The sequence below is a fragment of the Leptospira soteropolitanensis genome (assembly GCF_026151655.1).
In the GTDB taxonomy this organism is placed as follows: domain Bacteria; phylum Spirochaetota; class Leptospiria; order Leptospirales; family Leptospiraceae; genus Leptospira_A; species Leptospira_A soteropolitanensis.
On sequence record NZ_JAMQPN010000011.1, the window covers coordinates 23,159 to 44,968 of the forward strand.

Consider the following 21,810-nt stretch of genomic DNA (forward strand, 5'->3'; position numbering starts at 1 on the left):
TTTTTTGTAAAACTCTGAATCATTAGAGATTTTTTATATCCAAGATTCTTTTTGGTCCACCCCTCCCTTTGAAAGGAGTAGTAGGTATGCTAAAAAGATTTTTTTTAATTTTTCCAACAGTTCTCTGGTCTTTAATCATTTTCTCTTTGTTTTTGATAGGTTGTGCTTTCAAAGATAAAAACACCGAAAAATCATTGTTTGTTGGAATACTCGGCCTCGTTTCTTCCTTTTCTGAAGAGAAAAAAACAGCAGAGGAAACAAGTTCAGGATCCTCTGCTGAATTCGAAGTTTTATCGGTGTCAAAAGAATTTGTTTTTGAAAGTGCCAATTTTACTCTTGAAGGAAAAAATTTAGATACTGCAACAGGAATACAATTGTTTGGTGATGGATTTTCAAAGTTCTTGAAAATCATAGAAGTAAGTAGTTCCAAAATTGTTGTAACAGTGTTACATTGTTCGGATTCTCCGTTTGTTGTTTTCCCCTTTGGAGACAAAGGAAATCAACGTCAAATTTCCATTCCTTGTCTTGGTAGTTTTCGTTATTCCTTGCGATCGCTTCTCTATGAACAAGGAGTTGGCATTTCTCCATTGCAACCTCAATTCAATCAAAATTCTTTAGAACTTTTGCGGACTTTGGGAGATTTGGAATTTATTTCAGAACCCGCATTGCCAGAGGGAATTCAAATCAATAAAGAGACGGGGGAAATTTCTGGGATCCCTTTGGAAACAACAGGAAACGAATTTCGATCGTTTCAAATCGTTCTTCGAGTCAAAACAAATCCCAGTCTTAAAATTGAATCGCAATTGAAAATGATAGTAGTTTCGGAAGAGGAGAAGTTTAATCGAACTTGTCGGTCCATTTCACAGACTTCCACTTGTAAAGGACCCTCGCCGCACCTTTGTTCCAATTCCTCAATCTGTTATATAAGCCAATTTGGTTGTTTGACAGATCCAAAATGTGGATTTTCTGAATGAAGGCCTTTACGCCAGCGATTGCAGCGGAAATCCTTTCGCAAATGCGAAAGATTGGAGCGAAAAGCGCGGTCGCATAAAGTAGTGAAACAATGCTGAACCTAGAAGATTGCGAGGCGCCCTTTTTAAAAATTTTAGAACCAACACAATAGAATGGATACCAATTTAAGAAACAATCATTAGGATTTTCTATGTTAAAACATTTAGTTTGTATTCCCATCATCTCCTTCCTCATGTGGAGTTGTTCGCAAAATAAGGAAGAGGGCCTGATCCCCGGCACAAAACTCACCGGTGATGCATTAACTGATGCAGTGGTTCTTTCTATCTTAACCACTCCTAGTTGTCAATATTTGACAAATGAAAACGCAAACACCGCATTTCAAGTCAATGGATCTATTTCCATTTGCAGTGTACAATCTGTTAGTGGGTCACTCACAGTACAAACAGCAGGGACATATGAAGTGACGGCCACCTCTGGTAGACAGACACTTACCTCCACTAGTTGTAATTCTAGTCGATTTGATTTCCTTGTTTCCTTAAAAGAGGGGAATACGGAATTATTTAGTTCTTCTGCATCGGGAGCAAAACAGATTAGTTTAGAATCTGGGAAAACATATAGTATTCAGTCGACAGGGCTTGTGAACCCTTCTGATTACCAATGCCAAGGGAAAGCTGTAAGTTCAAATATTACGCCTTACCGAATCAATCTCCGTAAACTCTAAGTTTTTTTTAGGATTTTTTTGTTTTGGCAACAGCGGAAGGTTTCCTTGGACTTTAGGTAGTTTCCGCAATTGCGGAAATCTACCATCGCATTCCTGTTAGTTTGTGGATAAAATGTTCCCATGAGATTATTTGGTGGGTTTATTTTTTTTCTAGGACGAAAAAAAGGGACTTTTTGGAGATCCGTGTTTTTTCTCTTACTTGGATCTTTTCTGTATTGTACTTCGGTAGATAAAAAAACTTATTTCAACGGTTTCTACAAAACATCACAATACCAGCCACACCAACAATTGAGTTATGCAAAAAAATATGGGTATCATTCTGAATGTTTGGTGCTAATGGAAGGACCCGTTCCCAGTCGGATGGAACCTTGTGCCATTGGAGACCTTCGGTCGGGAAAGGATTTATATCGTGAGACAGAAGTGGAAGTAGCAGGAGATTCTTTTCCTGTGGATTGGTACATTGCTGGTTATGGATATGGGTTACACGTAAACCAAGAATACTATCAAAGTATTGCATTTTTTACGAGTTATTCACAGAATAGAGGGCTCCCTCGGTTTTCTCCCTTGTATTACAAACGTGATATATATGGAACAGAAGTAATGCAATATTATTCAAGGTATCCTTATCGAGTTTATCCTTTTTATCCAGGACGCAGGTAGAAGATTTACGATTGACGGAAAGGGAAAATTTAATATTAATTTAGGCAAAAGTTTTAAATTTTTGGAATGCCATGAAAGAACCTTTTCGTTTCGTTTTGTTTTACTATCTGATTTTTTATTTATTGATCTTCCAATTACCCATTTTCGGGAAAGAATCTGAGAGTTTACGCATTGGATTTGGATCTTGCTTACACCAAGACAAAGAAAGTCCCATTCTGAACCAATGGGAAAAAGAGTCCTTCGATTTAATTCTTCTGTTAGGTGATAATATCTATGCAGATTCTTTAGTTGCAGAAGAAAAAATCCCAGCGTATCAAAAACAATTTGTTAGACCTCAGTGGAAAAAAATTCGAGCTACTTCCCAAATTCTTGCCACTTGGGATGATCATGATTATGGAATTAATGATAGCGGAAGCGAATATGTGGATAAAGAAAAGAGTCGTGAAGTTTTTATCTCACAAGTCGGAGCTCTTATGCCCAAAGGCCGTCGTTTGGGTACGAAGGATGGTAAAGGAATTTTTCATTCCTACTTTCTAGATTTCAAAAAGAAAAAAATCCATATAGTGATTCCTGACACAAGGTTTTTTCGTTCTGAGTTAAAACCATCTTTTTGGTCTTTTTTCACGGGGAAAAAACATTATCGACCCAATGAAAACTTGGATGCCACCCTTCTTGGAGAAGAACAATGGAAATGGCTTACAGAAGAATTAGAAAAACCATCTGATTTTCTTGTTTTTGTTTCAGGAATTCAAGTTATTCCCACCGAACAACCGTTTGAAAAATGGGGAAACTTTCCTAAAGAACGGGAAAAACTATTTCAACTTTTGGGTTCTGCCAAAACATCTGATTTAGTGATTCTTTCTGGTGATAGACATATTGCAGAAATCTACGAATATCCAATAGAGGACAAAAGAAAGTTCATTGAGATCACGTCAAGTTCACTCAATTTCCCTTTACCGTTTCTTACTTTAGAATACGATTCTAGATTTAAACTTACCCCAGCTTTTTTGGAAGAAAACTATGGAGTGTTAAGGATTCAAATCAAAGAGGGAAAATTGGTTTGGCGGGCTGAGATTAAAGACAAAATTGGAAATGTAGTCAGAGAATATGGTAACAATGATTCTAATTAAAATTTCTATTAAGGAACGATAGGAGGATTTCCATTTTGAAACCCAAACAAAAAATTTTAGAAAGTTCCTTTGCTTTGTTTCGTGAGAAAGGATTTCAAGCCACGGGCATTGCTGAAATTTTAGATAAGGCAGGTGCCTACAAAAAAACCTTATACGATCATTTTAAATCTAAAGATGATATCGGTTTTGAGTATTTAAATTATTTATCTGAGCAACAAAGAGTGGTTATGCTAAAGGTTTTGGGAAAAGCCAATAGTATGTCGGATTTTATTGAAAAATGGGTTAATTTTATTGTCAGAAACCAGAGAAATACCTCGAGAAAGGATTGCCCCATTGCACTTTTTTCTGGTGAGATATCTCATTTGGGTCAGTTCGATACCTATCGAAATAAGGCTGTACATCATGTTCTAGAAACGGTTGAAACATGTATTTTGAAATTTGCTCCCAGTTTAAGATCCGATCAGGTAAAGTCATTGAGTTATGAATTGTATATGAGTTACCTCGGTGGACTTAGATTGTATGCATTAACGAAAGACAGAAAAGTTATCGAACGGATGAAATCCCAAATGATCGCATCCGCAGAAAGAATTATAAAAAATTAGATGATAAGATTATCTCATTCTTTTTGTTCTATTTTTTCTTTTGGGATTTCTTGTACAAACATCCAAATGATTCCGTCTTTCACTTTTCCAAGACCAATATAAAGATAGTAAAAAGGATATCCTAAGGGTCCTGGTTTATATTCTTTTTGAACAACTGGTTCCCATTTCTGACGCACCTGGACCTGCACTGAAGACAATTGGACAGCGTTTGATAGGTATTTCAGTTTTCCTTCCCATCTTTCAATCGATTCAGAAACCTTACTTAGCTCGGCTTCCACCTTTAAAGTTTCTTCCAAAGTTTTGGCAGTTTTTAGAATTTCAAGGAGGCGAATTCTCATTTTCAAAGCGTTTTCCATTCGAATCTCTGTATCGCTGTAATCTTCTGTGACATCTTTTGCCGATACATCTTCAGAATAGTTTTGAGATTGGTTTCTTAAAGTGGATAAGAATAACCTTAGTTTTTCTGCAGGGATTTTGAGTTGAATGATTCCATTGGAGCTATATTGAAGCGCATAACCTCCGTAAGTTTCTGCAAGTTTGATGATTTCTGTAACTTTTGATTCAATTTCCTTTGATTGTAAGTTGACATTCACTGAATAAACCATCATTCGTTTTTGAATTTTGAGTTCATTGGAATAACTGTCTGTTTTGGGAGAAGGGGCCGAAACTGACGGTGCATAATCGGCTTGTTCTTCGTTGGCGCGGATATGAGACATCTCTCGTTCCATCCCTTTGGCCGAGGAACACTGGATCAAAAATAGAAAAAAACTAAGAAGTAGTAGGGAGTTTGGTAAATATTTTGAAAAAACCATGTTGGATACAGAGTTTAATCATTTCTGTATCCAACCGCAATCTTTTTTACGTTCCGATTTGGGATTCCAAAAATCTTCCATATCCTTTTTCTTTCCCAAGAGAGGCGACAGGTTCCCCCTTATCGATAGCCAGTTTGCCATTGATAAATACCTTTTTAACAGTGTCATCGTTACGGCGAACCCAACGTTTAAAATCTTCCATAAATGGCATTGGCGCTTCCACATCTTTTGCAAGCGAGTCATCTAGTTTGGTTGGATCAATCAAAACTAAATCGGCTCTTTTACCTTCTTTGATGTATCCTGCATCAATTCCAAACCAATCTCCAATTTCTCCTGTTAGCCGGTGGACAGCTTGTTCCATAGTCATAAATGGTTTGTTTTCTAATTCTGCATCTCTAACTAACTTTAACATACGAAGTGGGAAGTTATAATGAGCCATACCGCGTAGGTGGGCACCTGCATCAGAAAAACCTATGAGTACATCCGGGTAAGATACAATTTTTTGTAATGGTTCCTTTCTATGGTTTGCCATTACTGTATACCAACGCACATTATTTCCATGTTCGGCCACAAGGTCAAGAAAGGCTGTGACCGAGTGAACTCCCTTTTCTTTAGCAACATCATCAATCGATTTTCCAATCAACGATTTGTCTGGTGCATCTACAATTTTAGTTTCTCTAAAATTTCTGTGGAAAACTCGAGGCAAAAACCAATTGGTCCATTGGCGTTTGAACCAAGAACGATATTTGGGATCTTTCATCAGTTGTTTTCTTTCTAACTCATCTTCAATATGATTTGCTTTGGCACCTGCTGCAAACTCTTCAAAAACAACTACGTCCATTCCATCTGCATACAAATCAAACGGTTCTGGGAGGGCCTGGAATCTAAAGTCAGATTTAAAGATTGTATTGGTAATGCGACCAATGAGACCAAGTAGCTTATATAAACCTGGATCAAATTTAACATCCATAAGAGAAATGATAGTTGTTTTGAGTGGTTTGCGAAAAAGTCCAAAGGCCTCTTTTAAAAACATTAAAACATTGATTTTCGTAGAAACGTTTGGAACACCTTGGAAGATTTTTCCTCTTTTTCTTAATGTTTTGTTTAAGTATTGGTATTCTTTCCAATTTGCATAAGTGGAAGGCAGTGGCCTTGATCTAAACCGGGAACCGTCCATTTTATCCCAAATTAATGTATTGATAGATAGACCCATAAAACCTTGGTCCAGAGCTTCTTCAAGAATTTGGTTCATTTTCTCTAACTCTTGTTTTGTGGGAACTTCTCCCTTAGTTAATGATCGTTCGAGTCCCATAACATGTGCTCGAATGGCGGAATGTCCAGCAAATGAAGTGACATTGGGACCAAGTGGCATATTGTTTAAATGTTTTTTATATTCTGCAGCCGAATTCCAATTTTTTTTACTCTCAAGGATCGATAAAACATTCTTTCGCGGAATGGCTTCCACGCGACTAAACATATCTGCCAAATCAACCGGATCACCCACGGCTAAACTTAGAGAACAACTTCCCAGGGAGATGGTCGTAATTCCGTGGCGTACGGATTCAGAGAGATCAGGTGCCATTTCAATTTCTGCGTCATAATGAGTGTGGAAATCGATAAAACCAGGTGTTAACCATAGGCCTTTTGCATCGACGACTGTTTCACCAGGCTTCGGACTAAGTTCCGTTTTTGAAATGGTTGTAACCACTCCTTCTTTGATTCGCACATCACCTACAAAAGATGGATTTGTACTACCGTCAAAAATACGTGCCTGTTTGATAAGCGTGTCTGCCATGATACCTCCGTAAAAACCAAACGAAATTATGGCAGATTGACAAAGTTTTGTCAATGATTCGTTAAGAATCACTCAAAAGATTCTCTGGACGAAATCTCTCTTTGTTCAGAGAGATGCCACAAGCTTTGTCGCTAAATCCACTAACTCTGCTTCGGTGACCTCTCTGTTGTTTTCCTGGGAAGAAATGGTTTTCGCTGTTTCAAACAAACGGTGGATTTCCGTTGGTGGAATCAAAATTCCTTTATTTTCCAATAAAAATTGGATCGCTCTATGGCCTGATTGGTTGGTAAAGGAAATGGTTTCTGCATCTTTTCTGCCCACAAATTCGGGAGAGAAAGTCCTGTAAGCACCTTTGGATTGTTTGATGGTCTTTGCCACTCCATCTTGATGGATTCCTGATCTATGAGAAAAAATATCTTCCCCAATAATAGGAGCTTTTTCTCCAATTGGTATGCCAGTCATTTCTGAGATTCGTTTGGCAGTTGGGTAAATTCTTTGGAAGTTAATTCCTAAAGATTCACCATTCTGATGTAAGGCGATGCATGTCTCGTATAAATTTGTATTTCCCGCCCTTTCTCCCAATCCATTCAATGCGACTTCGATTTGTTCAGCTCCTACATAAACACATTCAACGGAAGTTGCAGTAGCCATTCCTAAATCATTATGGGTATGAACAGAAACTTTGGCTCTCTTTCCAATAAACCCACTTATATCCTTAACCATATTCACAAATATCATTGGTCGGTAACGTTCCACTGTATTAGGTAAGTTAATGATATTGGCACCTGCTTCAATTGCCGATAAAAACGCATCTTTTGTGAATGCAAAATTTTCTATGGCATCACCAAAATGTTCCCCAGAGAATTGGATTTCTACATCCGGTCCTACAATGGATCTGGCAAAGGTGATTGATTTTTGTATCTTTTTTATGACTTCTTTTTCAGAAATTTTTAAAACATTCCGAATGGAAAAATCACTAACAGGGTAGACAATGTGCATTCTTGGTTTGTTTGCATGTTGGATGGCTTCCCAAGTTTTAGCGATTTCTGTTTCGTTGGCTCTCGATAAACCTGCGATCGGTTTCCCAACTGGTGCTCGTTTGGCTAAGGTTTTACTAGCTAAAAATTCAGTTTCGTTGGAAGAAGGAAATCCTACTTCGATTCCATCGACGTTCAATTCCACAAGTAAGTCAAAGACTTCAATTTTTTCCTCTAAGGTCCAAGGTCTGCGCAAGGCTTGGTTTCCGTCCCTTAAGGTTACGTCTTGGATTTTGATTTGGTTTGGTTTCATGGTTCCTCCACATCCGCTGCCACTACCACCGGGAGGACCAAAAATAAAAAAAGCCCACTTCCCGGTTGGGAGTGGGCTTTGTCACACAGCACTATCTCCCTCGATCTATAAAAGTTCGAGGAGGAGGAGCAACTGAATGTTAGCAGATAATTTCATTGTTAACTTTTAGACGAACAGCCAGCAGGATTCCTGTCAATTTTTTTTAAGTGTAAGTCGGGAAATTTGCACAAGGAATATTTGGATCCCAAACCCAATGGGGATGAGAAGGGTGAAAGAAATTTGAAAACCTAATCCAATGGCCACTGTAGAAAGGATACTGGTGAGAAAGAAAGCCGAAAATACAAGTCCAGATACAGGTAACTCAGCTTTAAGTTTAGCAAGAAAGAAAACGGCAATGGATGGTCCGAGGGTATAAGAAAAAATGGTAAGACCTACTTCCAAAATTCCTTTTTCCCAGGTTTGGATCAGAAAGTAAGGGATAAAGCTTGAAACAAATAGAGTGAGTCCAAAAAACAGAGAGAGTGTGCGAGGACTAAACCACTGGTCCATTCCCCAATCACGAGCCCAGGTCAAAGAGAGGGAATTGATTGTGGAACTTAATGTAGACATGGCACTTGCCAATATTGCGGCGACAAGGATGCCAAGTAGTGGTGAGGGAACTTCTTCCACAATGAATCTGCTAAACACTTTGTCGGGTGCCATTGTTTGGCCTGAATAAAAAAGATAAAGCAGAGACCCAATCCAAAGAAAAAGGATAAATTGAAGAAGGACGACTATCCCACTCCCGATGAGTATCTTTTGACCAGATGCTAAATTTTTAGTAGCAATGACTCGTTGCACAAGCATTAGGTCAGTTCCGTGGGAACCAATAGAGATAAATGCTCCACCGATTAGAGCAAATAAGATGAAGTAACTATTGTCACCAGATGGAAGGTAATCAAAGACAAATAAATTAAACTTTTGCGTTGTCTTAAGGATACTGATTCCTTCTCCAAGAGGGATTTCTAATTTATTGATGAGTAGTCCTAGTGCAAATATTCCACCAAAAATATAAATAACCCATTGCAGTACATCAGTAAAAACAATCGCACGAAACCCACCGACAACGGAATAAATGATAGTGACAATACTTAGTGTGGTTAATGCAACCATCCCTAAAATTTCCGGAGATAGATTTAGCCCCATCCTTTCTAATAGAAAGGCAATCGGCAATGAACTAACATACAAACGAATCCCGTCTCCGAGAAGCCTTGAAATGGTAAATACTAAGGATAGGGTTTTTTGCGGAGATTTACCAAATCGGTTTCCAACGTATTCGTATACCGAAATCGTATTACCAGAAAAATAGGATGGTAATAGATAAAAAGCTACTATGGTTCTGCCGATCAAATATCCTAAGGCAATTTCTAAAAACCTGTAATCACCTTTGAAAGATAAGGAGGGGATACTTAAAAAAGTTAAACTTGAAGTTTCCGTTGCCACAAGGGACAATAATAGAAAGATCCAATGGATTTCTTTTTTAGCTAAATAAAAGTCTTCTTCTTTTTGGTTATTTTTGGCAAAGTGAAATCCAAAATAAAAAACGATCACAAAATAAAAAACAAGGACGAGTAAATCCCAAAACATAAAACTCCCTAAGCTATGATATTCAAATTCGGATACTTTAATAACAATCGAAGTAAATCAGAACGAGTGATCATACCGATAGGTTGATTATCGTCATTTACGACAGGAATACATCCAATTCTTTCCTCTAAAAGAACTTGAGTGACCCCACGTATTTCCGAACCAGGAGAGCCAACTAACACGCGTTTTGTCATTATATCGGAAATTAGCCAGTCTCTTTCATAAGACTTACTTTTTTCGAGAATGTCCCGATCGGAAACAAAACCGACAAGGGTTCCTTCATCGTTTACGATGGGGAGATGCCGAATCCCTTTTTCCAACATAAAATCCAAACAATTAGCAATTGTCTCGGTAGATGGCCTAGTAAGTGCCGGAGTCGACATAATTTCATGGAGGAAGTAGACCGTTTTTTCTGTTTGTTTTGCCGTTTCCTTGTAAACGTCCCCTGGAGAACGGTGCAAAAAAGAAGCCGTCGTCGGACTCCCTGTGTCCTCCCGATCCCCAGAAATGGGGGAGCTTTTGACCCCGGGATGGATTTTATGCACCCGATCGGCGTAAGTAGCCGGGAGATTTGGCAAAATCCGCCCGTCATGGATCCAAAAGAACATAATTATGCCCTACCTTTCTGAAAAGTTTGTCAAAAATAACAAAAATACTTGCAAAAAACGAACAGTGGTTTTTTATCCAACCTACATTTCTGTAAAGATTCCAAAGGAAAAGGCAAAACCCATGATCCCAAATTACGAAAATCTCTACCAAGCATTGGCCCATGTCGCAGAAACTCTCCCTAAAAAAGTTTCCTTTCGGAAGAGAAAATCGGCCACAGAATTCCCTGGGATCAGTTTTGAGGATTTGAAACTGTTTGTCGACCACTTGACTTTGGGTTTTATCGATTTGGGAGTTGAGGTAGGGGATCGAATCGGTTTTTTTTGTGATGCCAGTGTCAATTGGCTAAGAACTGATCTTTCCATTCTTACGTCTGGAGCAGTTGTGGTTCCTCGGGGAACCGATATAGTTCGAGAAGAAATCCTCTATATTCTAAACCATTCTGAAGCAAAATACTTGGTAGTTCAAAAACCAAAAGATAAAAAGCGCATTGATGATTTGTTAGGTGATCTACCTCATTTAAAACAAACTTTTATATTAGAAACTGACCAAGGTGATTTATATACGGGGGAGAATTCAATACTTTCGATTGCCGAGCGAGGAAAAGAAAGATGGAATCAAGATGGTAAAAAGTCTTTAGAAACAAGAATGAGTCAAACTGATCCTGATGCACTTGCCACTCTCATTTACACTTCAGGAACTACAGGAAATCCTAAAGGTGTGATGTTGTCCCAAAAAGGATGGATCACTGCCATTAGAAATACCATTTCTCGATTGGATATGAATGCCAATGACAACGCCGTTAGTTTACTTCCTCCTTGGCATGCATTTGAAAGAGCCATTGAATATGCTGGAATTTTTCTCGGGATTGATTTTTTAGTTTCGAATATGTCATCCTTAAAAGATGACCTTCGTGATTTTCGTCCTACAATATTTCCCTCTGTTCCACGCATTTGGGAATCAGTTTACAATGGAATCATTTCTAAAGTTGCTAAAGAAGGTGGGTTTAAAGAAAAACTCTTCCATTTCTTTTTAAAAGTCGGATCAAAATGGGCACATTATTATGCTATGTGTTTTGGATTCGAATTTGAAATTCGAAAACCAAATATCTTTATTTCTCTTTTAAAAAGAACCTATGGTTTGTTAGTTTTAACTCTAATTTCACCATTTAAGTTACTCAGTGTGAAAATTTTCTCTGCCATTCATAAAGCACTAGGTGGAAAAATTAGAATTTGTATTTCTGCTGGTTCTGCGTTGCCAAGTGTAGTTGATGAATTTTTATCTGCGATTGGCTTAAAAGTTTTAGAAGGATACGGGATGACAGAAACATCTGCAGTAGTTTCCATCCGGTCAAATTCGAAACCAACCAAAGGTACTGTTGGAGTTCCAATTGATGGCTATCAAATTCGATTGAAAGATGATATGGGGAAAACCGTAACGAAAGCTGGTGCAAAAGGAACCCTTTGGATCAAATCAAAACAAATTTTGAAAGGTTATTATAAACGTCCTGAACTGAATCAAGTTGTCTTTGATACAGATGGTTTTTTTGATACTGGGGACCTTATGTATATTTCTCATCGAAATGAATTGATTTTTGCAGGTAGGTCCAAAGATACAATTGCGCTGATCGGTGGAGAAAATGTAGAGCCGATCCCAATCGAAGACAAACTTCTTACATCTGCATTCATTGACCAAGTAATGGTTGTGGGTCATGATAAAAAAACACTTGGTGCCCTGATCGTGCCTAACTTCGAAGCAGTTGAAGCAAAAATTCCAGGAATTTCCAAGGAAAAAGCAGGGGAATGGAATCTCCATCCCAAGGTTCGCGAATTATACCGAGCCGAAATAGCACGCATTATTTCACGCGAAAACGGATTCAAAGGATTCGAGATGATACCAGCTAATAATTTTTATGTGGTTCCTCGCCCCTTTGATCCCGATCTCGAAATGACACGAACTTTAAAAATGAAGAGAAATGTCATTTCGGATGTATTCTCAAAACAAATTGAAGGAATTTACCAATGATACACCCAAAACTGAATCCATATCTGAATGAAGAGGAAAGAAGTTTTTACAATACCGTTTTCCAATTCTCTGAAGAAAAAGTTTTCCCTTCTGCAGAGGAAAGAGATGAAAAAGAAATTTGGTCAAACGAATTATGGAAGGAGTTTAGTAAAGCTGGTTTAACTGGACTTACGATTCCCTCTGAATATGGCGGCGAAGGTGCCAGTTGTTTATTATGTTCGATTGCTACCGATGCATTCGCATCCGGTTCGTTAGATGGCGGAATGGGGCTTTCTTGGGTTGCCCATCTAGTAATAGGTACAATGCCAATTATTTTTCAGGGAACAAGTGAACAAAAATCAAAATACCTTCCGAAACTTGCTACCGGAGAATGGATGGCTGGATTTGCCTTAACAGAACCTGCTTCTGGTTCTGATGCGGCTTCTCTTTTAACCAAAGCAGAAGAAGTTGATGGCGGTTGGAAATTGAATGGAACGAAAATGTACATCACCAATGGTCCCGTAGGACAAGTGTTTGTGGTCATGGCTAGAACTTCAGAAAAAGGAAGAGGGCCTATGGGAATTTCAGCTTTCATTGTAGAAAGTAATACTCCTGGGTTTAAAGTGAGTAAGGTTCTGAAAAAATTAGGACACCATACTTCAATGACCGCTGAACTTGTATTTGAGGATATGTTCATTCCTAAAGAAAATCTTCTTGGCCCTTTAAATACTGGGTTTATGAGAATCGGTAAAGAGACTTTGGAATGGGAAAGAACTGTCTTTGTGGCTGGTCTTGCAGGAGCAATGGAGTTTTGTTTTCGGAAAGGACTTCGTTATGCGAACGAAAGAGTTCAGTTTGGAAAACCGATTTCTAGTTTTTATGGAATGCGAGATATTTTAGTTCGTAACTGGGTCTACATTCAGGCAGCAAGGAGATTGATTTATTGGGTAGCAGAACGAAAAGATAGAGGAGTTCCTTCTCCTTTGGAAAGCAGTTTGGGAAAACTCATCACATCCGAAATTGCAGAGGATGTGGCAAGGGACTCTGTACAATTGTTTGGTGGCTATGGATATATGAAAGAATATTCCGTAGAACGTTTTTATAGAGATGTCAAGTTAGGAACCATTGGCGGTGGAACTAGTGAAATTCAACGGTCTATTATTTCTTCTTTATATTCGGGGAAAGAAAAATTCCAAAAAGAATTTGCTAGATTGGAAAAGGAGTCAAATCTAACAGACAAAATACAGAATGTACTTTTTGACATAATAATTGTTATGGATGCAGAACCAAATCGCAAAAAACAACAATCAATCGAATTTGCTTTTGCTGATGTTTTGTCCATTTTTGTAATTCTTTCTCTTTCTGAAATTGATACACATAAATCTACAGAACACTATTCTTTAGAGGAAAAATTAGTGGATCGAAACTTACTTTCGTATTATCTTATTGGGAAATATCTTATGTCCTTCAGTAGACTATCAAACTATGTTCCTTCGGAGCTGACTCAATTGTGGAATCATTATTCACAATTAGGGAAAACGATTGAAGATACTGTGCATGGACGATTTCAATCTTTGCAGGAACTTTTATAACCGATGAAAGCCGCTGGCCGAATAGCATTCTTATATCTGTTATTCGGCTACGTTTGGATTTATTTTTCGGATTATGCGATTTCACTTATATTTCAATCACCTGATGATATTCGAGAAATCCAAAGTGTGAAAGGATGGGGTTTTGTTACGGTTTCGGCTCTGATTATCTTTGTGCTTTTAGTGCGAGAACTACGTAGACAAAAACTTGTTTTGCTTGAGAAAATCGAATCAGATCAACTTTTCCAAGTGATTTTGGAGCGAATCGAAGATGCAGTAATTGTATTCAATTTGGATACATGGAAAATTGATTTTTTAAGCGAACAAGTTTCTCGTTTGTTTGATATACCTACAAATGAAATCCTTACCTATCCGGAATTATTAATAGAACGTGTCCATGAAACTGATAGGGAGCGGATGACTCAAATATGGATGAATCAATTACGAGAAAACCATACCGGTTTATTGTATCGGATTCGTTCCTTAGACGGACAAATTAAGTGGGCCTTGGAGCATAGGCTTTATATTCCAGCGAGAGAGGGAAGTGCTAACAAAGCTGTAGCAGTCATAACAGATATGACTAGTTATATGGAGAATCAATCCAAACTGGAACGGTCTCTCAGAGAGAACGAAACCTTACTTACTGAAGTTCACCATCGAGTCAAAAATAATTTAGCTGTCATCATTTCCTTTTTACAACTTCAAGTATATTCTTCTCCACCAGAAACAGCTGATATTTTGGAACAAAGTATTGTGCGAATTAAGGCGATCGCTCTTGTTCATGAAAAGTTATACAGCAGCAAAAATTTATCGGGTCTTAGTTCAGTCGATTATATTACTAGTTTAGTTGAAAATATAAAACTCATGTATATGAGAACTGATATCTCAATTGAATTGGATATACAACAATTGGAATTTAATATTATTGATGCGATCCCTATGGGATTAATGATCACTGAGATGCTAACGAATAGTTTTAGGCATGCTTTCGCCAATGGAAAAACTGATGCTTTAATAAAAATTGAATTTATTGTTACAGATAAATTCAATTACGAATTAAAATATAGAGATAATGGCGTCGGTTTCCCACCTGGTTTGAATTATCGAAAAGCAGAGTCTATTGGATTATCGGTTATTTTTTCATTATGTAGTCAAATGAATGGTCGCGAAGTAGAATGTTCCTCGGCTCCAAACGAAGGAGTATTTTATCACTTTGCTTTTTCACCCAAAAAAGTTATTCCTAAGGATGATTCAAATGTATCAAAAAGGTAAAAGTTTTTTAGAAATCCAAGTCGGTGATTCTGCTTCTTTTACGAAAACCATTACGGAAACAGATGTGTATTTATTTGCGGGTATTAGTGGTGATTTTAACCCACTCCATGTAGATGAAGAATATGCAAAGACAACAACTTTTGGAACAAGAATTGCTCATGGAGGTCTTGCTGCTTCCCTATTAGCACCTGTACTTGGAATGAAACTTCCCGGACTTGGAACTGTTGCTTTAGAAACGACAACAAAGTTTCGTAAGCCTGTTTATTTTGGAGATACGATCACTTGTTATGTGGAAGTTGTAGAAAAAGTAGAAAGATTAAAAGCAGTGAAGATGAAAATCATTTGGACAAATCAAAAATCGGAAGTGGTCAGTAAGGGAGAGACTCTTGTCATTCCTCCCGGCTAAGAAATTGGCCTAAAAGACCGATCTCATCTTCTACATATTCTCGGATTTCTTCCAGTTCATCAACATCCAGAATTTCTTCCAAGATTTCCTCTCCGGTTTCGTCTTGGCTAATTCTCATGACGATATACCCAGGGACATCGGAATCTGGATCGTCCATTTCCACATTGACAAATTGGAATTCTTGTTCTGTCGCAGGTAAAAAAACAAGGTAATCATTTCCCATTTGAGAAAATGAATAAAATACCTCCCATTGGTAGCTATTGCCTCTTTCATCGACAAGATCAATTTCTTCAGTGACTCTGCTCGGAAGAAAATCATCAGCTTGGAATCCTAGATCGTTCATATCCATTAGGAAAAGAACTCTTTTTCAAAGGGAAGACTGTGTTTCTTTTTAAAATTACACTCTTTGCAAGCTGGCACTAAATTGGCTTTTACTGACTTGCCACCCCGGATAAGAGGTATTAGGTGGTCCATTGTTAACTCTTCCACTTTGAATTTTTTTCCGCAGTAGTGGCAAAGTCCAGAAGAACGTTTGTTCTTCCACCACGCACTGTTTTTGAGATCTTTTGCTTTCCTTCTTTCCCGCGCGATTTCTTCATCTGTCACATCGGAAAAAAATGAATCGGAGGGTGATTCCGTCATAGTTTAAAAAAATCTGTTTTTTTCTGTTCGTCAAGAAAAAGATGTAGGAATGGGTAGATTGGTTTATTTGGACAATTTGCGATCCTTTGCACTTTTGCTCGGAATTGTGTTTCATGCTGCTATTGTTTATGCATCAGACATTAAATACGCCATTCAGGATGAGAAAAGAAGTGAGATTCTTTCCTATTTTTGTTATTGGATTCATTGTTACCGGATGCCCATGTTTTACATGATATCTGGTTTTTTTTCTGCGATGGTATGGACTAAAAAAGGTCGGGCTTTTTATTTAGAGGCTAGGTTCAAACGAGTTTTAATTCCAACAATGTTTGGACTTATTTTTCTTGCCCCCATCCAATATTATCTTACCGAACGTATAAATAATCCAGGTTTAGACTTTCTGCCTTTTTTGGAATTTTTTTTCACAAAGGATCATTTCCAACATTCTCATATTTGGTTTCTTGTGGATTTGTTTTTTTTTAGTATCCTTTATTCTCTGATTCCTAAAGCTATTTTTACTGCAAAAATTTGGAATCATATACCGAAAGGTATTTTCCGGTATATAACTCTTGTTATTTTTTGTTTTCTATTTGTATATCTTTTTCATACACAAATTCCGAAAGGAGAATCCTATTATGGTGTTTTTAAACTTACTTTCGTATTTCAGTTTTCCTTTTTTTTAGCAGGAGTGTTTTGTTTTCATTGGCAGAATATTCTTTTTCCCAAAAATAATTCGACCGTTAAGATAATCGCCATATTAGTTTGGGCTATCCTTGTGTTTTTGATTTTTAAAGAATTAGAAATTGATGATCCACTTTGGATTAATTTTCAATATGCCAATCTTTGGAATAGAACCTTACATATATTTTTATGGGTGATAGCTCCCTTTTTATGGACAAGTTTTCTAGTATATATTTTTCAAACTTTTGGAAATAAAGACGGAAGGTTAGGGTTTTACTTGATAGAGGCTAGTCTTCCGATTTATTTGCTCCACCATCCTATGTCTTTAGTGTATGCTTATTGGGTAAGAGAGATGCCGTGGGGAATATGGGTAAAATTTATTTCCCATATTCTTGTGGTATTAGGTGTTAGCTTTTTCTTTTATGAATTTTTAATCCGAAAGATGAAACCTCTTCGGTTTCTCTTCGGATTAAAGAGTAAATAAGTTTATGTTTTGCTAACGGCTTGGATGGCAGAGGCAACGGCAGAATCCATACTACCTGTATGAAACGCTAAATGTTCTCCAGCAAAAAAAACTCTTTCAAAAGGCTCTGCCCAGACATCTTTTATACCAAAACTTCCAGGAGGAAACAAGGAAACAAATCCTGACCTTCCAGTGGTTTTCTGGAAACTATGAAAGAAAAATGGGGACTCTAAGACTAACTCCATGTCTCCCAATTCTTCCAAAGAAGATGTCATCAAATTCTTTTTCTGACGATCACTTCCCTTTTCAAATAAAGAGGCGCGATCTCCAGTGGAAATGGAGGTAATGGCTGTTATGTTTGGACCAATGGCAGCTTCGGAAACATAAAAAGTTTCCGCCGCGGTGTTGGTTGACAGAAAGAAATTTGAAAGAGATAATTTTGGTTTCACAAAACTTAAGTTTTTTGAAATTTTCCCCGTCTGCATCCGTAATCCAGAGTATATTAAATCTTTTGGAAGTCCAGGTGTCCATTTGATATCAAGAACTGCTGCAGCAGGAAGCGCACAAACAATCAAACTACCTTTTAAGGTTCTTCCAGAGGACAAATCTACTGTGACCTGATTTTTTTGTTGTGAAACTTTAGTAACTGTTTCGCCTAAAAGAATATCCTGGTTTTTTAAGAGATTTGCTAGTTCTTTAATAATTCTTTCTGCTCCTCCTCTTACTTGAAATTTCGGTTTCAACGCTGATTGTAACGCGGAAAGATCATCTAATACTGATTCGCTGGAAATTTGATTTAGGTCAGCACCAAGAATCACTCGGTAGAGATCGTTCATGGAACGAATTTCTTCCTCTGTTAATCCTTGGTATCTTGCATAAGAAGAAAAATTGATTTTGTCTAAACCTTGTTTTTGCGTACTGCCTAAAGACTTATGGAGATCGATAACTTTATCTAAAGTTTCTATTGAGCTTTTCGATATTTTTAATAAATCGCTATTTGATTTTTGTATCGAAAAACGATCTGAAATATTGGTGGTTACCAAATCCAAGTTTAGTTGTTTTACCAAACTTTTAATATCAGATTGGCCGTCGCCAATCCACTCACCACCTAGATCTTGTATGATTCCTAGGTCTGGATTTTCATAAGTAGCGATGCGACCACCCAATCTATCGCCGCGCTCAATGATGGTAACATCATATCCCGTTTGTTTTAATAAATAGGCTGAATAGAGTCCCGAAAGGCCTCCACCTAAAACAATAGCTTTTTTCCCGGCACTAGACTTGGGTTTGGTTTCAGCGATCGTAGTGGTTGTGGTTTGTCCAAATGACTTTTTAGGGAGGATCAAACCTGCTCCCAAGGTAACAGCACTTATCTTTTGTAGGAAACGTTTTCGATTCATAGAACTTTCCCCAATTTTAACAATGGAAACAAAAAAGGCTAGAAAAATTAGAAAAATACAATCTGATTACTTTGTCTTTTTAAGCGAATTGGAGATTGCGACCTTTGTTTTTTCACTCTATAAAATATTTTTTTCTAATCCTATTTGTTATTTTACCGTCAGTTCTATCGGCGGAGTCGGCCATTTCCCTCCAACCTCAAATTTCAGGAAAACCCATTTGGCAAGAAGTTCTTGTTTTAGAAGACAAAGACCAATCGATTACTCAGGAAAATATCATACGTGGAACTTTAGATACTCAATTCCAAAAAATTACTTCTCCAAACTTAGGTTTTTCCAAATCAACATTTTGGATTCGTTTGGCTGTCAACAATCCCTCCAAAGACTTGATTCGCTGGAATTTGGTATTTGATTTTCCTCTTTTGGATGAGGTAAAGATCTTTGGAACAGAAATTCCTAAGTCAGTTGAAAGAACTTTAGGAGATATCCATCCTTTTTTTAAAAGAAATTTAGATTATAGAAATTTAGTATTTCCTTTAGAAACGAAAGGCGAAACTACATCTGTTTATTATTTACGAATCCAATCTGAATCCACAATACCATTAACTCTCCTTATATGGACAGAACGTGAGTTTTATGACCAATTAAACAAAGAACAAATGATCTTTGGTTTATTTTATGGTATTCTATTTGTAATGATTGCTTATAACTTTTTCATTTATATTTTTACATATGAAAAAAGTTACCTCTTTTATCTATTTTTCATTAGTTCCATATTTTTCTTTCATTTAATTAATAATGGATTTGCATTTCAATACCTTTGGCCAAATTCCATTTTTTGGGGAAATTATTCTCTTCCTTTTTTCATTTGTGTTTCTTGCATCACTGGACTTCTATTTTCAGACAATTACCTAAGTTTAAAAAAACATTTACCCAAGATTTCTAAATTGATGTGGGTTTGGGCAGGGATTCTTTTATTATTCTCAGGAATTTTGTTTTTTTTGAGTTACCGAATCGCAATGATCACGGCGATTTTACTAACAGTGCCAACGGCTCTCATTATGGTATTTAGTGGAGCTACCACTTATCTTTCTGAGGTAAGAGCTGCTCGCTACTTTTTGATATCTTGGACTTTTTTTCTTGCGGGTGTACTTTTATATTCTGTAAAAAGTTTGGGTTTTTTGCCTGACAATCATATCACTCGTTGGACGATTCAAATAGGTACAGCTTTACAAACTATTTTGTTATCACTTGGACTTGCGGACCGGATCAACTTTTTAACTCGTAGTCTAAGAGATCATATTAGGGAATTATCACATGCGAAATTAAAAATTGAAGAGTCGGAAAAACGGTTTAGAGAAATTTTTCAAGGTTCAGATGAAGTTATTCTCATGATGAACGATAACTTTGAAATCATAAATGCAAACAGAGCCCTTTCAAAACATATGGGATTTCGTTTAGATGATTTACGTGGTAAAAAAATAACAGAAATTTTATACAGGGGGCGCAACCAGAGTTCTGATTACAATATTCTTTACGTAAATGATAAACTAACAGACCTAAAGATGACAGGTTCTATCGTGAATTTTAAAACGGAATTTGAACAAAAGTATGTAAAAGAACCAAAAGAGATGTATTGTAGATTACAATACATAAACTTCGATGAAACCAGGGAAGTTCTTGCCACTATGTCTTCGCAATATGAAGACACAATCATTCAACTCATAGAATCAGAGAAGGTCGAACTTTCGATGAACAATTATTTGAGAAATGCAGAACTTGTTTCTCAGAGAATCACATCTCAATTAGCCAAGTTCCTTTCTAATATAGAACAAACAGAAGTGCGATCTTCAGTTCGAGAAATTATCATCAATGCAGTCGAACATGGAAATTTAAATATTAGTTTTGATGAAAAATCGAAAGCTTTGATGGAAGGGAATTACCTGGAATTCTTACAAAAAAGACAAGAAGACCCTCGTTATATCCAAAAGAGGGTAAAAATCGAATATTCATTTACTAACGAATTTGTAGCCTACCGAATTACCGACGAAGGTCGCGGTTTTGATCATAAAAAACATATGGAAAAATCACTGGAAGAGATGAATGAAGCTCATGAGCAACATGGTCGTGGAATTCTAATGACTAAATCTGTTTTTGATCGAATTGAATACAATGATCGGGGCAACCAGGTCAGTTTGATTAAATTTTTAAATAAAGATTAGTTACGGATCCAATCCAAAACCCACCACTCATTCCATTCTTTAGAGTAGAGGAGTTTACCGGGGAGATGGCTTTGTAATAAGCCTAAAAACTGATCTTTTTTTTCAGTAATGATTCCTGAAAAAATGATTCGTGGTGCTTCTATCTTTGCCAGATGACGGATGTTTTGTGATAAAACTGCATACGTGATATTGGCAATAGCTAAATCATATTTGGAATTGGATAACTTCGGATTGTCAATGCCTGATTCTTCCACGCTGAATTGAAATCCTTTTGGGTATTCATTTTCAGTCCAATTCGACCAAGCTGCCTTCACCGCATTGGGATCTATATCCAAAGCAAAAATTTTAGAAACGCCGAATTTCGCAAGACCAATAGATAATATTCCAGAACCGGTTCCTACATCACATGCGGATTGAAAATGAAATTCACCCTTATTATATAATTCATCTAAATATTCTAATATCAGCTTGGTGGTCTCATGGTGACCCGTTCCAAAAGCAACACCTGGGTTGATAAAGAGCGGAATTCCTCCACTTGGTTTCCAAAGTTTGATGGTTTCTGGTTCGTTTTTTTCCCAAGTAGGAATCACCCAAAGTTTTTTTCCAATGGGGAATGGTTTGTAGTATTCTTTGTATGCTTCTTCGTAATCACGAGTTTCGATGTTTCTTGATTCTGCATTGGAATTGTCTGGTGCGTTGATTTTTAAAAAGATAAGAATCTTTAATTCTTTATCTATTTCATCCGTTTGTAAATAAATACGAATGTTAGTATTGTCTCGAATAAGGCCCTGGTCTTTTTCTTTGGGAGCTTCTCCATCAAATAAAATTTCGTAATAACCGGCACATTGTAATGTATCCAACAGTTCGTAAAAACTGTCGGACAATTCTTTGGGTAAATTAACTTTGAGTTCTCTATATTCCAA

The 21,810-nt window shown here is 37.1% G+C and carries 20 protein-coding genes; 11 read left to right on the top strand and 9 right to left on the bottom strand.

The genetic code is table 11. From position 1 onward, the window contains the following. The first annotated feature begins 86 nt into the window (after positions 1 to 86). The 5 genes from ND811_RS17370 to ND811_RS17390 all read left to right on the top strand — a co-directional run bounded on the left by ND811_RS17370 (position 87) and on the right by ND811_RS17390 (position 4,085). Positions 87 to 974 (top strand): hypothetical protein, encoded by an 888-nt coding sequence (locus ND811_RS17370; protein WP_265353256.1) that lies wholly within the window; start codon positions 87 to 89, stop codon positions 972 to 974. Between the two features lie 188 nt (positions 975 to 1,162). After that, positions 1,163 to 1,693 (top strand): hypothetical protein, encoded by a 531-nt coding sequence (locus tag ND811_RS17375; protein ID WP_265353257.1) that lies wholly within the window; start codon positions 1,163 to 1,165, stop codon positions 1,691 to 1,693. 183 nt (positions 1,694 to 1,876) lie between these two features. Further along, entirely contained in the window at positions 1,877 to 2,353 is a 477-nt protein-coding gene (locus ND811_RS17380; RefSeq protein ID WP_265353258.1) for a hypothetical protein, read from the top strand. A gap of 71 nt (positions 2,354 to 2,424) precedes the next feature. Next, on the top strand, positions 2,425 to 3,483 hold the full coding sequence (locus ND811_RS17385) for an alkaline phosphatase D family protein (protein WP_265353259.1): 1,059 nt from the start codon (positions 2,425 to 2,427) through the stop codon (positions 3,481 to 3,483). 35 nt (positions 3,484 to 3,518) lie between these two features. Then, on the top strand, positions 3,519 to 4,085 hold the full coding sequence (locus ND811_RS17390) for a TetR/AcrR family transcriptional regulator (protein WP_265353260.1): 567 nt from the start codon (positions 3,519 to 3,521) through the stop codon (positions 4,083 to 4,085). Between the two features lie 14 nt (positions 4,086 to 4,099). Here the strand turns inward: ND811_RS17390 and ND811_RS17395 are convergent, their stop codons facing one another. From ND811_RS17395 to ND811_RS17415, 5 genes are all read right to left on the bottom strand, one after another. Further along, complete coding sequence (locus ND811_RS17395) at positions 4,100 to 4,897, bottom strand: DUF4349 domain-containing protein (protein ID WP_265353261.1); 798 nt, start codon at positions 4,895 to 4,897, stop codon at positions 4,100 to 4,102. A 46-nt stretch (positions 4,898 to 4,943) separates the two neighbouring features. Then, a complete protein-coding gene (locus ND811_RS17400; protein ID WP_265353262.1) occupies positions 4,944 to 6,692 on the bottom strand; it encodes an N-acyl-D-amino-acid deacylase family protein in 1,749 nt (582 codons plus the stop codon). A 105-nt stretch (positions 6,693 to 6,797) separates the two neighbouring features. Then, a complete protein-coding gene (gene leuA2, locus ND811_RS17405) occupies positions 6,798 to 7,982 on the bottom strand; it encodes a 2-isopropylmalate synthase LeuA2 (RefSeq protein ID WP_265353263.1) in 1,185 nt (394 codons plus the stop codon). Positions 7,983 to 8,174: 192 nt separating this feature from the next. Beyond that, entirely contained in the window at positions 8,175 to 9,608 is a 1,434-nt protein-coding gene (locus ND811_RS17410; protein ID WP_265353264.1) for a sodium:solute symporter, read from the bottom strand. Between the two features lie 8 nt (positions 9,609 to 9,616). Further along, complete coding sequence (locus ND811_RS17415) at positions 9,617 to 10,216, bottom strand: CBS domain-containing protein (RefSeq protein WP_265353265.1); 600 nt, start codon at positions 10,214 to 10,216, stop codon at positions 9,617 to 9,619. Positions 10,217 to 10,337: 121 nt separating this feature from the next. On the opposite strand from ND811_RS17415, the gene ND811_RS17420 reads away from it, so the two are divergent. From ND811_RS17420 to ND811_RS17435, 4 genes are read left to right on the top strand one after another with little or no spacing between them, the layout of a single operon-like run. After that, positions 10,338 to 12,239 (top strand): AMP-dependent synthetase/ligase, encoded by a 1,902-nt coding sequence (locus ND811_RS17420; RefSeq protein WP_265353343.1) that lies wholly within the window; start codon positions 10,338 to 10,340, stop codon positions 12,237 to 12,239. Then, on the top strand, positions 12,236 to 13,810 hold the full coding sequence (locus ND811_RS17425) for an acyl-CoA dehydrogenase family protein (RefSeq protein ID WP_265353266.1): 1,575 nt from the start codon (positions 12,236 to 12,238) through the stop codon (positions 13,808 to 13,810). The genes ND811_RS17420 and ND811_RS17425 overlap by 4 nt, the downstream gene beginning before the upstream one ends. A gap of 3 nt (positions 13,811 to 13,813) precedes the next feature. Further along, positions 13,814 to 15,079 carry a sensor histidine kinase gene (locus tag ND811_RS17430; RefSeq protein WP_265353267.1) on the top strand — a complete coding sequence of 422 codons (1,266 nt, stop codon included), beginning with the start codon at positions 13,814 to 13,816 and terminating at the stop codon, positions 15,077 to 15,079. Further along, positions 15,063 to 15,485, top strand: coding sequence for a MaoC family dehydratase (locus ND811_RS17435; RefSeq protein WP_265353268.1), 423 nt, complete (start codon positions 15,063 to 15,065; stop codon positions 15,483 to 15,485). Before ND811_RS17430 ends, ND811_RS17435 begins: the two co-directional genes overlap by 17 nt. Here the strand turns inward: ND811_RS17435 and ND811_RS17440 are convergent. Both ND811_RS17440 and ND811_RS17445 read right to left on the bottom strand, forming a co-directional pair. Further along, positions 15,469 to 15,834, bottom strand: a complete 366-nt coding sequence (locus ND811_RS17440; RefSeq protein WP_265353269.1) for a DUF1292 domain-containing protein — start codon at positions 15,832 to 15,834, stop codon at positions 15,469 to 15,471. The two genes, ND811_RS17435 and ND811_RS17440, sit on opposite strands and share 17 nt — an antisense overlap. Next, on the bottom strand, positions 15,834 to 16,127 hold the full coding sequence (locus ND811_RS17445) for an HNH endonuclease (protein ID WP_265353270.1): 294 nt from the start codon (positions 16,125 to 16,127) through the stop codon (positions 15,834 to 15,836). The genes ND811_RS17440 and ND811_RS17445 overlap by 1 nt, the downstream gene beginning before the upstream one ends. Before the next feature lie 49 nt (positions 16,128 to 16,176). On the opposite strand from ND811_RS17445, the gene ND811_RS17450 reads away from it, so the two are divergent. Next, complete coding sequence (locus ND811_RS17450; protein WP_265353271.1) at positions 16,177 to 17,289, top strand: acyltransferase family protein; 1,113 nt, start codon at positions 16,177 to 16,179, stop codon at positions 17,287 to 17,289. A gap of 2 nt (positions 17,290 to 17,291) precedes the next feature. On the opposite strand, the gene ND811_RS17455 is transcribed toward ND811_RS17450, so the two are convergent. Next, positions 17,292 to 18,668, bottom strand: a complete 1,377-nt coding sequence (locus ND811_RS17455; RefSeq protein WP_265353272.1) for a flavin monoamine oxidase family protein — start codon at positions 18,666 to 18,668, stop codon at positions 17,292 to 17,294. A gap of 104 nt (positions 18,669 to 18,772) precedes the next feature. Here ND811_RS17455 and ND811_RS17460 point away from each other — a divergent pair, with 104 nt between their 5' ends. Next, entirely contained in the window at positions 18,773 to 20,887 is a 2,115-nt protein-coding gene (locus tag ND811_RS17460) for a 7TM diverse intracellular signaling domain-containing protein (protein WP_265353273.1), read from the top strand. Here ND811_RS17460 and ND811_RS17465 read toward each other — a convergent pair. Further along, complete coding sequence (locus ND811_RS17465) at positions 20,884 to 21,810, bottom strand: 50S ribosomal protein L11 methyltransferase (RefSeq protein WP_265353274.1); 927 nt, start codon at positions 21,808 to 21,810, stop codon at positions 20,884 to 20,886. The two genes, ND811_RS17460 and ND811_RS17465, sit on opposite strands and share 4 nt — an antisense overlap.